At 45.5% G+C, this 14461-nt stretch carries 13 protein-coding genes; 7 read left to right on the top strand and 6 right to left on the bottom strand.

The annotated features are described in order from the left end of the window. Positions 1-18 precede the first annotated feature (18 nt). Positions 19-1155: a Gfo/Idh/MocA family protein gene (locus tag V1L65_RS01070; protein WP_331697193.1), complete on the top strand. Its 1137-nt coding sequence runs from the start codon at positions 19-21 to the stop codon at positions 1153-1155. Further along, positions 1152-2228, top strand: coding sequence for a Gfo/Idh/MocA family protein (locus tag V1L65_RS01065; protein WP_331697192.1), 1077 nt, complete (start codon positions 1152-1154; stop codon positions 2226-2228). The genes V1L65_RS01070 and V1L65_RS01065 overlap by 4 nt, the downstream gene beginning before the upstream one ends. 517 nt (positions 2229-2745) lie before the next feature. Here the strand turns inward: V1L65_RS01065 and V1L65_RS01060 are convergent. The 4 genes from V1L65_RS01060 to V1L65_RS01045 all read right to left on the bottom strand — a co-directional run bounded on the left by V1L65_RS01060 (position 2746) and on the right by V1L65_RS01045 (position 6903). Further along, a complete protein-coding gene (locus V1L65_RS01060; RefSeq protein WP_331697191.1) occupies positions 2746-3828 on the bottom strand; it encodes a Gfo/Idh/MocA family protein in 1083 nt (360 codons plus the stop codon). Positions 3829-3895: 67 nt separating this feature from the next. Next, on the bottom strand, positions 3896-4897 hold the full coding sequence (locus V1L65_RS01055; RefSeq protein ID WP_331697190.1) for an AraC family transcriptional regulator: 1002 nt from the start codon (positions 4895-4897) through the stop codon (positions 3896-3898). Positions 4898-4928: 31 nt separating this feature from the next. Then, on the bottom strand, positions 4929-5933 hold the full coding sequence (locus V1L65_RS01050) for a Gfo/Idh/MocA family protein (protein ID WP_331697189.1): 1005 nt from the start codon (positions 5931-5933) through the stop codon (positions 4929-4931). A 118-nt stretch (positions 5934-6051) separates the two neighbouring features. Beyond that, positions 6052-6903: an AraC family transcriptional regulator gene (locus tag V1L65_RS01045; RefSeq protein WP_331697188.1), complete on the bottom strand. Its 852-nt coding sequence runs from the start codon at positions 6901-6903 to the stop codon at positions 6052-6054. 147 nt (positions 6904-7050) lie between these two features. Between V1L65_RS01045 and V1L65_RS01040 the strand changes: the two genes are divergently transcribed. Beyond that, positions 7051-8343: a Gfo/Idh/MocA family protein gene (locus tag V1L65_RS01040; protein WP_331697187.1), complete on the top strand. Its 1293-nt coding sequence runs from the start codon at positions 7051-7053 to the stop codon at positions 8341-8343. Between the two features lie 22 nt (positions 8344-8365). Next, on the top strand, positions 8366-9772 hold the full coding sequence (uxaC, locus tag V1L65_RS01035) for a glucuronate isomerase (RefSeq protein ID WP_331697186.1): 1407 nt from the start codon (positions 8366-8368) through the stop codon (positions 9770-9772). 156 nt (positions 9773-9928) lie between these two features. Here the strand turns inward: uxaC and V1L65_RS01030 are convergent, their stop codons facing one another. Both V1L65_RS01030 and V1L65_RS01025 read right to left on the bottom strand, forming a co-directional pair. Then, a complete protein-coding gene (locus tag V1L65_RS01030) occupies positions 9929-11125 on the bottom strand; it encodes an aspartate aminotransferase family protein (RefSeq protein ID WP_331697185.1) in 1197 nt (398 codons plus the stop codon). Positions 11126-11369: 244 nt separating this feature from the next. Continuing rightward, on the bottom strand, positions 11370-11606 hold the full coding sequence (locus V1L65_RS01025; RefSeq protein ID WP_331697184.1) for an aspartyl-phosphate phosphatase Spo0E family protein: 237 nt from the start codon (positions 11604-11606) through the stop codon (positions 11370-11372). Positions 11607-11968: 362 nt separating this feature from the next. On the opposite strand from V1L65_RS01025, the gene kduI reads away from it, so the two are divergent. Genes kduI through kduD form a run of 3 tightly spaced genes read left to right on the top strand, consistent with a single transcriptional unit; the run spans position 11969 to position 14392 of the window. After that, the gene (gene kduI, locus V1L65_RS01020; RefSeq protein ID WP_331697183.1) at positions 11969-12799 is read left to right on the top strand and encodes a 5-dehydro-4-deoxy-D-glucuronate isomerase; all 831 of its coding nucleotides are present in this window, start codon (positions 11969-11971) and stop codon (positions 12797-12799) included. Between the two features lie 38 nt (positions 12800-12837). Further along, complete coding sequence (locus V1L65_RS01015) at positions 12838-13632, top strand: DeoR/GlpR family DNA-binding transcription regulator (RefSeq protein WP_331697182.1); 795 nt, start codon at positions 12838-12840, stop codon at positions 13630-13632. A gap of 4 nt (positions 13633-13636) precedes the next feature. After that, positions 13637-14392: a 2-dehydro-3-deoxy-D-gluconate 5-dehydrogenase KduD gene (gene kduD, locus V1L65_RS01010; protein ID WP_331697181.1), complete on the top strand. Its 756-nt coding sequence runs from the start codon at positions 13637-13639 to the stop codon at positions 14390-14392. Positions 14393-14461: the final 69 nt, after the last annotated feature.

Below are 14461 nucleotides of genomic sequence, written 5' to 3'. Positions count from 1 at the left end.
AAAAGGAGAGATTGAAGCATGCAGAACGTTCGACTAGGCATCATTGGCGTTGGCAATATGGGCAAAGGACATATTAAATATTTGATAAAAGACGAGGTATCCGGTGTAACTCTAGCAGCTGTCTGCGATGCCATTCCTGAAAATTTGAAGTGGGCCGAGCAAGAACTGGGCGAAGCAGTACTCAGATATACAGATCCTTATGAAATGATGGACAGCAAGGAAATTGATGCTGTGCTTATAGCAACACCTCATTATTCGCATCCGGAGCTGAGTATTGCTTGCTTTGAGCGCGGGTTGCATGTGCTGTGCGAAAAGCCTGCTGGCGTGTATACGAAGCAGGTGCGGGAAATGAATGAAGCTTGGGAGAAATCAAATGTAGTGTTCAGCATGATGTACAATCAGCGTACAAATCCTCTTTACCGCAAGCTAAAAGATATAATCGACAGCGGCGAGCTGGGTGAAATTAAGCGCACAAACTGGATTATTACGAACTGGTACAGATCGCAAAGCTATTATGATTCAGGAAGCTGGCGCGCAACCTGGGCCGGAGAAGGCGGCGGCGTGCTTCTCAATCAAGACCCGCATCAGCTTGATCTATGGCAATGGACGATCGGAATGATGCCTACTAGAGTAAGAGCCTTCTGTTATTTTGGCAAGCATCGCAATATCGAAGTAGAAGACGATGTTACCGCTTTTGTTGAGTACGAAAATGGCGCTACTGGCGTATTTGTTACAACGACTGGCGAAGCGCCGGGCACGAACCGTTTTGAAATTTCTGGCGACCGAGGCAAAATTGTAATTGAAAACAACCAGCTTACATTCTGGCGCTTGCGTGAGCCTGAATCTGAATTCAATAAGCGATTTACTGGCAGCTTTGGAAGTCCGGAATGCTGGAAATGCGAGGTGCCGGTAGAAGGTGTAAATCCTGATCATAAAGGGATTACTCAAAACTTTGTTAATGCGATTTTGCATGGCGAGGCTTTAATTGCCCCTGGTGCAGAAGGTATAAAAGGGCTAATGATTTCCAATGCGATGCTGCTGTCGACATGGACAGACGGATGGGTGGATATGCCGATAGACGAGGAGCTTTATTACGACTATTTGCAGCAAAAAATAGCAGAATCCTCTAAAAAGAAAAAGGAGGCTATGGTATGAGCAAGGCGGATGGTATGAACTACGCACCGGAAGGGGCGGCTCGTAAAGTCGTTGAGCCAGGACAATTCAAGTTTGCAGCAATGCGGCTTGATCATGGCCATATCTATGGCATGAGCAATGGGCTTATTGAAGCCGGTGCTGAATTGAAGTGGGTTTATGATGCTGATCCGTCGAAGGTGGAAGCATTCAAGGCGAGATACCCGCAGGTAACGGTTGCTGAATCTGAGGAGCAGATTTTGCAGGATGACGAAATTCAGCTTGTTGCTGCTGCTGCTGTAACGAGCCAGCGCGGTCCGCTAGGAGTTAAAGTGATGAGAAGCGGCAAGCATTATTTTACAGATAAAGCACCTTTCACAACACTCGAGCAGCTCGAGGAAGCAAAAGCGGCTTATGCGGAAACCGGCAAGCGCTACATGGTTTACTACAGTGAACGGCTTCATGTAGAAAGCGCAGTATATGCGGGCAAGCTTATTGAGCAGGGCGTCATCGGGAGAGTTGTTCAAGTAATTGGCCTTGGTCCGCATCGGCTTAACGCTCCATTGCGCCCGGAGTGGTTTTTCGAGAAGGAAAAGTATGGCGGTATTTTATGCGATATCGGCTCGCACCAGCTGGAACAGTTCCTTACCTTTACGGGCAATACAGACGCTGTTATTACTGGCAGCAAAGTCGCTAACTATAATAATAAGCAGTATCCTGAGCTCGAGGATTTCGGAGATATAACAGTTGTGGGCAATAATGGAGCTACCGGCTATTTTCGCGTAGATTGGCTGACGCCAAACGGGCTTGGCACATGGGGCGATGGCCGCACCATTATTATGGGGACAGACGGTTATATCGAGCTTCGCAAGTATATTGATGTTGGCCGTGAGCAGCAAGGTGATCAGCTGTATCTTGTTACACATGAGGGCGAGCAGCATATCAGTCTGAGCGGTAAAGTGGGCTATCCATTCTTCGGTGAGATGATTCTGGATTTGATAAACGGTACGGACCATGCTATGACCCAGGAGCATGCGTTCAAGGCGGCTGAATTATCTCTAATTGCTCAAAAGCAAGCTGTACGTATAGAAGGCTAATATCTCTCAAGAGGAAGAGTTGACGGTGGATGCCGTTAGCTCTTTTTTTCCGCTCTGGCAAACCCTGATTTATGGAATGGGCACACATGCGATATAGCTGCATTTCTTGTACTTAGTTTTAATAAATTTTGCTTTTTTGTGAATCTAAGGGGAAAAACTACATCTAGTTTGGCAGAATTCGTGAAATATAGGGTAATTCAGCGAAACTAGATACATGAAATCCATTTAGAATCGTTTGTTCAGCGAAAAAAGAGAATCTAGATGTACAAAATGTACTTAGTTAGATACAGAAGCGGTCGGCGCCTATTTTAGTTGGCACATTTCGCGACGATAAAAAGGGTTTTTCAGCAGCCCGAAATGCTGCATTTGGATTTAAGTGTTTCGATTGAAATAGCCTTTTTTGGCAATAAAAAGACCGTCAGGATGTATCCTGACGGTCCGAACTCCGAACTCCGAACTCCGAACTCCGAACTCTGAAACTCCGAAACCTAACAATCGGTAAATCGGGTTTCTTATACTAGGACAAGTAAATAGCCTTGCCTGTTTTGGAGGATTCATAAATTGCTTCAAGAATTTGAGACACGACATAAGCTTGCTCTGGCGTAACGATTGGCTCACTGTCTTCATCGATCGCTTTAATCCAAAGCCTCATCTCGATATCGGCATCAGACTCGCTGGCACCAGCGTAGAAGGCCACACCGCCAGCTTTCAAATCAATTTCCTTTGTATATAAGCGGCTATGCTCTTCGCCATTAATACGCAGTCCGCCGCGCATATCTGCTCCGCCTTCTGTACCGGACAGCGAGCATTTCGCTTCATCCACCTCAAGCGAATTAAGCGCCCAGCTGGATTCCAACATAATTGTCGCTCCGTTTTCCATTTGAATCATCGCGAATGCAGAGTCTTCTACTGTGAATTTGCTAGGGTCCCAAGGGCCCCAGGCATTGGCAGCATTCTCACGCTGTGAAAGCTTATGATGGGCTTTGCCAAGCACAACCTTCGGCTTATAATTATCCATCATCCAAAGCGTAAGATCAAGCGCATGCGTACCGATATCGATAAGCGGTCCGCCGCCTTGCTTCTCTTCGTCCAGAAATACGCCCCAGGTAGGTACAGCGCGGCGTCTGATTGCATGGGCTTTTGCAAAATAAATTTCGCCAAGCTCGCCACTATTGCAAATTTCTTTAAGGTGAAGGCTGTCTGGTCTGTAGCGGTTGTTGTAGCCTACGGTCAATTTTTTGCCTGTTCGCTTGGCAGTTTCCATCATGCGCTTGGCATCCTCTGCCGTCTTAGCCATAGGCTTCTCGCTCATCACATGCTTGCCAGCCTCAAGCGCAGCAATGGAAATATCAGCATGGGAATCATTAGGCGTACATACATGAACGATATCAATTGAAGAGTCCTTAAGCACTTCTTTGTAATCTGTATATACGCTGGCACCTTCAGCGCCATATTTGGCAGCAGCTGCTTCAGCACGTTCTTCAACGATATCGCAAAATGCAACCATCTGAACATTACTAAGCTTGCTCAAGCTTGGCATATGCTTGCCATTAGCTATGCCTCCGCAGCCGATAATAGCAACACGATATATTTTGGACATAGTATGACCTCCAATTAATTGTTTTTAAAAATATAGGAAAGTATAAGTTTTCACCTTATACTTGTTCCTATATTTCATCGGTAAACGCGCCTCCTTCGTTCAATTGCAGGACGGCGGAGCCGTTTATCCTTGGCTGATTTTCTAACCGGTATTGCGCCGGTGTAATGCCATATTTTTGTTTGAAAACAGAATGCAAATAGTTGCCGCTGGAAAATCCGCATTGAAGGGCGATGGCTTCGATGGAAGCATCGCTGGCCAACAGCTGCTTGCATACAGCGGATAAACGGATAACCTCTACAATTTGGCTGAAGGATTGCGTCGGCTCCATCTCTTTTAACAGCCGTTGCAGCTGTCTTGTGCTTAAGCGAAGATTTTGCGCAACGTCGTCGATCGATAATTGCTGAGCATAATTAGTACGAATATATTCGATTGCCAGCTTATAGCGATATTGCTTCATATTGCGGGTAGGAATAGAAAGTAAATCCTCTTCAGGCTTCTCATATGCTCTAACAGAGCGCAGCAATATTTGAATAATTGCCTGTTTTATCGTAGTGTAGCTGCCAATATAACTGTGCTGTGCGGCACGGTAAGCTTCAACGAAGCAGCTCATTGCCATATATTTGTCCATAGCGGGCTGCGTGGGGAGCGATTGAAGCTTCTCGATACAGTTAACTGCCTCAAGCTCTTCCCAATCGCTGCTGCGGCTGATTGGCTCTGAGCTTTGCTTGCTGGCGGGACGCTTAACAATATCAATATGGAGGCATAGCTCTTCCATCGGCTCGCGCATGTCGGCTTCCTGATAATGCAGCACATTGGGACCGGTCAAGTAAAACATGCCGGGGCCAAGCGGATACTGCGTATCTTCTAGGATGACGGTGCCTTTTCCGCCTGGTATAAAATGAAATTCATACTCTGCATGCATGTGAAAATTAATAATTTTGCCGGGACTAAACTGAACCAGATGACAGTGGAGCACCCTAATATCATACGGGCCCCAATGAAAGGTCAAATCCAGCCGTTCCAGCGCATCCATGCGCTCGTACATTTCCTTGTATTGAAAAAGACTCATGCTATAGCGCCTCCATTGCTATATTGCCGCATTAAGACTTTAGTTCCGCAATTGCCACTGCACGCTGCTCTCTCGCGGAGATTATAGCTGCTTCCATCAATTTGGTCAAGTCTACGGCGAGAGCGATGTTATGCTCTGCTTCCGTATCATTTTCTATGTGCTGCACCCACTGAGAAAAGGCGTTTTCTCTTTTTTTCGGTAGAGGCAGCTCTGTCCACTGCTCTTGCCAGCTCCCGCCTTCTGCTGAGCTGCGCAGAAGCAGCTTGTCATCAGATTGATTATAGAGAAGAGTGCCCTTGGTGCCATGCACTTCAATCACAAATGGAGAGTGGTCATTGACAAAGCCTGCTTCAACAATGCCAAGCGCACCTGATCTGCCTTGCAGCAGTGCGACAGCATTATCCTCGACCTCTTTGCCGCTTACATAGCCGAATTGTGCAGTTACCGATAATGGCAGCTCGTTCATAAATAACCTTGTTAAATACATGGGATGACAGCCTAGGTCAATCAAAGCGCCGCCGCCGCATTGCTGCAAATTGAAGAAATGCTCTGGCAGCCAGCCGGCTGTTGCACCATTATGCGAAAGCCTGCTTCTAACCTGTGTTATTTGACCAAGCAATTGCTGCTCAAGCACCTGCTCAATCGCAAGTGTATAGCTGTCATTAAGCCTTGGCAAAGAAACGGTCAATTTTACTTTATTGTCTTTTACATGCTGCAAAATCTGATTAACTTCCTGTAAGGTCGGTGCAATAACTTTTTCTGTGAAAATATGCTTGCCGGCTTTGGCGGCTGCGATCATAACCTCTGCATGCATAGAGGTTGGAGCGTCTACGATGACAGCATCAATCTGATCGCTGCTAAGCATTTCATCAAGCGACTCATAAAAAGCGACGCCCAATTTGCCGGCTGCTTCCCGTCCGCGTTCAGGCAGCTCGTCCCAGACGGCAGTAATCTCCGTTCCTGGATGATGCAATGCCTCATTCGTGTACTCCCATGCATGAACATGCCAATAACTAATTTTTCCTATCCGAATCACGACGATAAGCCTCCTTCTGACAGGTGTCAGTTGAACTATAATATAATGACATCACATACAATGTATCATAGTTCTTTACTCATTTTAACTGCAATATGACGACTATTATTATACAATATTACGACATTTTCTTGCGATACTCTCTGGGAGATAGCTGTGTTACGCGCTTGAAGCTTTTGCCGAAGTGTGAAAAGTTGTCAAACCCGGTCTGGATGGCAATATCAGATATACTTTTAGCCGTTTCCTGCAAAAGCCGCTGTGCTTCTTTAATTCTGGTTAATACGATATAGTCTGAAAAAGCAAAGCCGGTCACGGTCTTGAACATCCGGCTCAAATAGTGGGGACTTATAAAATATTGCTGTGCCAGATCATTCAAACGCAGAGGTTCGGAAAAATGGTGATTAATATGACGTACGATCTCAAATATTTTGCCATGAATAGCCGTTTCCGATTGCGCAGGCACGAGCAGTGAATCTTGCAAATTACGCGCTGTCGTAACGAGCAGCTCCTGTACAGCCAGCTTGGCGATGAGCTCAAAGCCGGGCTCCCTTTGCCCGATTTCATGAATCATTTTGCGAATAAGCTGATCGATTGCAAGCTGCTGCTGGTAGGGCAGGCGAAGCACAAAGCCATGGCGGTTAAAAGGTCGCAGCATAAGCTCCTGCAGCGGCTGCGATAGCGAACCGCTAATCGCTTCGTTGAAGTGGATAATAGTTCTTTCATGCGCAGCTGACGTAGCTTGAAGCGTCTTGTGCAGAACCTGCTTGTTTATAAATACAAGATCACCTTGTTCGACTGGATAGGTTTGATCGTGAATAAAGTAAAGCCGATTGCCCGCATGCAAATAATAGATTTCATAGTAGCGATGATAATGCTCGTCGGTCATTGTAAACGGGCCGGAACGCTTCGCATTTTCTACAAAAAGCTCATAAGGGCTGCCATATCTGACATATTGAATTGCAGTATGCATATTATTGTTCCCTTCTTTTGAAGTGAATGACAAGAAAAGCGGGGTTTTCGGAAAAGATAGCATGATATGACAAGAATTATATCATTTGTATGCGGTATGATGAAGTGGATTAAGAAATAATGGTTAAATGAACAAGGGGGAAGAGTAATGGCTAAAAAACGTTATGTTTTAGTTGGCAGCGGCGGACGCGCCGAATTTTTTTATGGAGCTATAGCAACTGAATTTCAAGAAACTTCTGAACTGTTAGCATTTTGTGATATAAACCAGACAAGAATGGATTATGCTAATCAAATCTTACAGCAAAAATATAATTATCATATTGTAAATACTTATAAATCAGATGAATTCGATCGCATGATTGAAGTTGAAAAGCCGGATGCAGTTATTGTAACCAGCATGGATAGAACACATCATACGTACATCATTCGTGCGATGGAGCTGGGCTGCGATGTCATTACCGAGAAGCCAATGACGGTCGATGACGAGAAATGCCAGGATATATTGGATGCCGTTGAGCGTACGGGGCGCAATGTGCGTGTAACCTTTAATTACCGCTATGCGCCGCATCATACGAAAGCAAGGGAGCTGATTGAGAAGGGGACGATCGGCAAGGTTACTTCCGTACATTTTGAATGGCTATTGAATACGGAGCATGGAGCTGATTATTTCCGCAGATGGCATCGTAACAAACGCAATAGCGGCGGCTTGCTCGTTCATAAATCTACGCATCATTTTGATCTGGTCAATTTTTGGATCGGTTCGCAGCCGGAATCGGTTTTTGCTTATGGAGACTTATTATTTTATGGCAGAGAAAATGCAGAGGAGCGGGGAGTTACGGCATTTTATGACCGGGCAACAGGCAACCCGATTGCCGAGACGGATCCATTTGCGCTTCATTTGGATAAAAATGAGCATTTGAAAGCCATGTATTATGATGCGGAGCATGAAGACGGCTATCGCCGCGACCAAAGTGTGTTCGGCGACGGCATTAATATTGAGGATACGATGGGTGTTCTTGTAAAATATAAAAATAAAGCGATACTCACTTATTCCTTGAACGCTTATTTGCCATGGGAAGGCTATCGCATCGCATTTAACGGCACGAAAGGGCGTCTCGAAATGAATATCATAGAAAAATCCTATGTTAATTCGGGAGGCGACAAGGCTCTTGAGGGAGCATTAACAAGCAAAACAATGACAGTGTACCCAATGTTTGCAGCGCCTTACGAAGTAGAGGTGGAGGAAGGCGTAGGCGGACATGGCGGAGGGGATCCTGTGCTGCTCAATGATTTGTTCGGCAAGCCGGCAGAGGACCGCTTCAATCGCGCTGCAAATCACGTGGACGGCGCCCGCTCTATATTGACTGGCATTGCCGCCAACCGCTCTATTCAGACGGGCAGAGAAGTGCGCATCGATGACCTTGTGAAATTTTACAACTAAAAAACGCAAGGAGGATTATGTTATGAAGCCGTTTATGGATGAAAATTTTTTATTGTCAAATGATGTTGCAGTGCAGCTTTATCATCAATACGCAAAAGATATGCCTATTATTGATTATCACTGCCATTTAAGCCCGCAGCAAATATATGAGAATGCCAGCTTTTCAAATCTTACGGAGGCATGGCTGTATGGCGATCACTACAAATGGCGAGCTATGCGCGCTAACGGCGCAGAAGAAAGGTTTGTAACAGGCGGAGAAGGCGTTACCGATTATGATCGCTTTCTTGCCTGGGCCAAGACTGTTCCTCAAACACTCGGCAATCCGCTTTATCATTGGTCTCATCTGGAGCTGCAGCGTTTTTTTGGCATATACGAGCTTATTAATGAAAAGAATGCGCCTGCGATATGGGAGCAGGTTAACGCAAAGCTTGCTACAGGAAATTTCAAAGCCCGCGATTTGATTAAAATGTCCGGTGTGGAAGTGATATGCACGACGGATGATCCGATAGATTCATTAGAATATCATATGGCTATAAAAAAGCTTGATGATTTTGACGTATTGGTGCTGCCTTCCTTCCGGCCGGACAAAGCGCTAGAAATTAATGCGCCGATATTCCGTGAATGGGTGGGTAAGCTATCTGCTGTCTCTAGCCAAGAGATTAGCAGCTACGATGAGCTGCTAGGTGCGCTTGAGGCACGTATCCGCTTTTTCCATGAGGTAGGCTGCAAAGTATCTGATCATGCTCTCGACTATGTTGCTTATGCCGATACGACAAAGGAAGAGGCAGCAGCAATATTTGCCAAAGCGCTTCAGGGGAATAAGGTAACGCTGGAGGAAGAGAAAAAGTACAAAACGTACACGTTCCTGTTTATGGGCCGCTTATATGCCGAGCTGGGCTGGGTTATGCAGCTTCATATCAATGCTTCCAGAAGCAACAATACGAGAATGCTTGCAGCGCTTGGTCCAGATACCGGCTTTGATTCGATCCATGACAATGCGCTCTCTTATCCGCTGGCGCGCTTGCTTGATAAGCTAGAGCAGGATAGCGCTCTTGCCAAGACGATTGTGTATTCATTAAATGCTAAAGATAACGACGTGCTAGCTTCATTAATTGGCAGCTTTCAAGGCGGCGGCGTAGCCGGTAAGATGCAGTTGGGCTCAGCGTGGTGGTTCAATGACACAAAGCTTGGCATGATTGAGCAGATGAATTCGCTTGCCAATATCGGCTTGCTTAGCCGCTTCGTCGGCATGCTGACGGATTCGCGCAGCTTCCTCTCTTATACGAGACATGAATATTTCCGCCGTATATTGTGCAATTTGCTGGGGGAATGGGTGGAAAATGGCGAAGCCCCATATGATATAGAGCTGCTCGGGGAGATGGTTCAAAACATTTCGTATCGCAATGCTAAACAATATTTTGATTTCTAAGGATAAACGGCTTTGTAAGTTAAACAACGCTTTGCCGCATGCAGGAGCATGCTGGCAAGCGTTGTTTTTTATTAAGAAAGTATAAGTTTTTGTAGCCTTATATCTGTTCTTATATTTCAGCGGTAAACGCGCCTGTCCAAAGGACGGCGGAGCCGCTTATCCTTGTTGAGCAGCCATCGTGTACAGCTTGCTGAAAGCGAGCTCAAGCACGAGCAGCATTTCGTCAATATGCTCTCGGTTTACGATTAACGGAGGCGAGAGACGTATCGTTGCAGGGTTGGGCGAATTAATAATAAGGCCGTTTTCCATGCAGCTGGAGACGAGCTTGCCAGCATCGCCATGCGGTACATCAAAGGCGAGCAGCAGACCTTTTCCACGTACAGAAGAAATTGGATAGCGCGTGGCCAGCTTGCCGAGGGCTTGCTGCAAATATTGGCCTTGAACCGCAGCGTTGTGAGCCCAATTGTTCTCAAGCAGCTCGTTAAGAACGGCTTCGCCTACTGCGCAGGCGAGCGGAGAGCCGCAATAGGTGCCGCCTTGCTCGCCAGCTTCAAAAAGATCGTATTTGCTCATTGTAAGCATAGCCGACAGCGGAAAGCCTGCTCCTATTCCTTTTCCTAATGTCATAATATCAGGCTTAATCCCGTAGTGCTCGTGAGCAAACAGTTTTCCTGTTCTCCCCATACCCGTTTGAATTTCATCGAATATAAGCAAAATGCCGTATGCATCACATATTTTACGCAGTCCATATATAAAGGCTTCACTTAACACATGAACACCGCCTTCGCCTTGAACAAGCTCTACCATGATAGCGCAGGTTTCGTTATTGACTGCCGCAAAGCATGCGTCAAGATTATTGGCCTCTACATGCTTGAAACCATCTACCTTGGGTGCAAAAAGCTGCTGCCAGTGCACTTTGCCTGTAGCAGACATCGTTGCCAGCGTCCTGCCATGGAAGCTGTTGGTAAGCGTAATAATGTCGCTTGCCCCGTTCAAATGAACAGCGCCATGCTTGCGCGCCAGCTTTATGGCACTTTCGTTCGCCTCTGCGCCGCTGGAAGCGAAAAAAACTTTATCCATTCCACTTGCTTTAGTAAGCGCGGCAGCATAGCTGAGCAGCGGTTCGGTGTAAAAGGCTGGACTTGCATGAATCAACATATCCGCTTGCGAGATGAGCGCATGCGACACAGCGTCCGGACTATGGCCAAGGCTGTTGACGGCCCAGCCCCCTGAAAAATCGAGATAGCGCTTATCGTTTGTATCCCAAATATACATGCCTTTTCCTTTTTGCATCGTAACAGAAGGGCGCTCTGTTATATAGAGCAGATTGGACTTTTTTTGCAACTCATTCATTAGATCACCTTCAAATCATCATTTTATCGTATAGGAACACTAAATATATTTATTCAAGGAATTGTATAAATATACAATAAAACTAATAAAAATTCAATGGGCACAAATAAAAATCCTCTCATGCAGCGATTGCAGCGTAAGAGGAGTATAGGAAAGTTATTTAAATTCACCATAATATATGTGCTGATTATGATCGTTGTGGAGTAATAGCTGATATTAGGAAGAAGTTATTCATTAGGCCGCATTATACAGCAATTCGTTTAATGGTTATATAAGGCGTGAAATTTTCTTGTGCGATTGGTTTATGAGGAGAGTTGCAGTAATCAAAGTTAGGGCATTTTCTATAGTTGACGAGCGCATCGTCAAGCTCCTGACTGGCTGCCAGAACATGCGGATTAGTAAATGATTCGTACTCGTCGTAAGTAAGCTCCATTATTTCTCTCAACTTTTCTATCATTTCTTTGCAGGCGCATTGTTTCATAACGTTACCTCCTATTGACCATAAATCCTGTCCACTCTAGTTTACAACAAATAGAGAATTTTGGCGATATGTGGAAAGTGTTGTTTGAAAATTTGTAAAAAATTATGAAAAAAAGATAGCAATCTATAATGAGAGTCGATTACACGCAACTTAAATAGTATCACTATTAATTTAGGTAAGTAAATAATTCGGAGTAAGTTAAACGCATGTAAATATTTACAATTTGGTTAATGTTCAGCTAAAAGTTCGAAAGGTACTTTTAAAGTTCGAAAATGTATGTTATGGTATTTTACGAACAATAACAAACGTGGAGCAGCATTCCAAGCGAACAGCTCTCATACATTTTAAGGAGGATTTTATCCATGGAAATTCGTCATACTACTAACCCAACTGATGTAAAGCTTTATGATACTGAGCGCCTGCGCAGTGAATTTTTGATCGAAAGCGTATTTGTAGAGGACCAATTGAAAATGACTTACACGCACTATGACCGTATGGTTGTAGGCGGAGCACTTCCTGTCAATAAAGCGATTGAGCTTGATGCAGGCGATGCACTAAGAACAGAATACTTCCTTGAGCGCCGTGAAATCGGATTTTTGAACATCGGCGGTCCAGCTACTATTACTGTAGAGGGCGAAGCGTATGATTTGGATCGTCTTGAAGTTCTTTATGTAGGTAAAGGCAAGCGTCAGGTTACCCTTGCAAGCAAGGACAAATCCAATCCAGCGAAGCTTTACTTCTGTTCCGCTCTTGCGCATAAAGAAATCGAAACTCGTAAAATGACGATGGAAGAAGCTAACCCGACTCATCTGGGTTCCCAAGAAACTTCCAATGAGCGCATTTTGTACAAATATATTCATGCAGACGGAATTCAAAGCTGCCAGCTGATGCTTGGCGTTACAAGCCTGCAAACTGGAAGCGTTTGGAACACAATGCCTTCCCATGTTCACGACCGCCGTATGGAAGCTTATTTGTACTTTGACATGAAAGAAGATACTCGCGTATTCCATATGATGGGCGAGCCTTCACAAACAAGACATTTGGTTGTAGCGAATGAGCAAGCAATTATTTCGCCTCCATGGTCCATTCACTCTGGTGTAGGCACTAGCAACTATACGTTCTGCTGGTCCATGGCTGGGGAAAATTATACATTTACGGATATGGATGTAGTACAAGCAAGCGAATTGAAGTAATATATGTATAAAAGAAGCCTGGTTTGAGGAGGAGCAAGATGCTTGCTGCAGAACGTCACCGAAAAATTATAGAGAAGCTTGAAAGGCACGGTGCAGTCAAAGTATCCGAGCTCAGCAACCAGTTTCAAGTTACGGAAAAAACAATTCGTGAAGATTTGGAAAAGCTTGAGGAGAAAGGCTTGCTCAAGCGGACCCATGGCGGTGCTGTACTAGATCAAGGGGGAGAAGACAGCATTCTCCCTCTGCAATTTCCGAATAGTCGAAAAAGCCAGGAGAAGTCTGCTATAGCTGCTCTGGCTTTGTCCTGCATTGCGGACAACGACATTATTGCACTTGATGCTGGAAGCTCGACACTTGAACTGGCAAAGCTGTTGCCCAATGCGCCAATAACGGTGCTGACGAATGATTTGCTTATTATTCGCGAGCTGGCTATGAAGGACCAGGTAAGGCTTGTTGTGCCGGGCGGCTACAGGCAAAATAATTTGCTTATTGGCGAGGAATCTTTGGAATGGATATCCAAGCTGAATGTGCATAAGGTGTTTTTGTCTACAACAGGCATACATCTTGAATATGGCTTGACCATTTTTACTGAGAAATTAATGAAATTGAAACAGCTTTATATTCAAAACGCCAAGCAGGTATACTGCCTGGCTGATCATAGCAAATTCGATAAAGGCGCGCTTATTACGTATGCTGAGCTTGCTGCTATCGATACGATTATAACGGATGAAGATATCGAACCTGAAGTTGCAGCGAAATATGAAGCGAGTGGAGTAAAGCTGATGCTGGCTCCGCTGCAGGCAAACGGAAGGCGACATAAAGGAAGGTCGTGAAACGATGAGTTTATTTGATTTAACTGGCAAAACAGCCATTGTAACCGGTGCAGGACGCGGACTTGGCGCAGCTATAGCGATTGGCCTAGCCAAGGCGGGAGCCGATGTGGCGCTTGTCACCAACAGCACGCCTGCTGATCAGACTGCATCCGAAATTACTAAGCTTGGACGTAAAGCGATAACGATACAAACAGATGTAGCTGACCGCAGCAAGCTTCCAGTTATTATCGAACGCACAGTTGCTGAGCTGGGCAAGCTTGATATTTTGGTAAACAATGCAGGGATCATTCGCCGTACGCCTGCGGACAAGCATAGCTATGAGGACTGGCAGGATGTACTTGATGTTAATCTGAATTCTGTATTCGTGCTTTGCCAGCTGGCAGGCCAGCACATGATTGAGCAAGGCTCTGGCAAAATTATTAACGTAGCTTCCATGCTCTCCTTCCAGGGCGGCATTACGGTTCCTGGCTATACATCAAGCAAACATGCCGTAGCTGGTCTTACAAAGGCGCTTGCCAATGAGTGGGCCTCCAAAGGCGTTCAGATCAACGCGATCGCACCTGGCTACATGAGCACGGATAACACCGAAGCGCTGCGCAATGATCCTGTTCGCAGCAAATCAATTCTCGAGCGTATTCCTGCTGGCAGATGGGGAACCTCTGAGGATTTGGTCGGTCCTGCCGTGTTCCTTGCTTCGGCGGCATCCGATTATATGAATGGCCATATTCTAGCTGTTGATGGCGGCTGGCTTGTAAGATAAAAGGATAGAAGACGGGGCTGTCCCAAAAGTCATAAATGACTTAGGACGGCCCTTCTTCATTTTGTGAAA

This window comes from Paenibacillus sp. IITD108 (assembly GCF_036541265.1).
Lineage (GTDB): Bacteria > Bacillota > Bacilli > Paenibacillales > Paenibacillaceae > Pristimantibacillus.
This window is presented reverse-complemented; position numbering and strand designations above follow the sequence as displayed.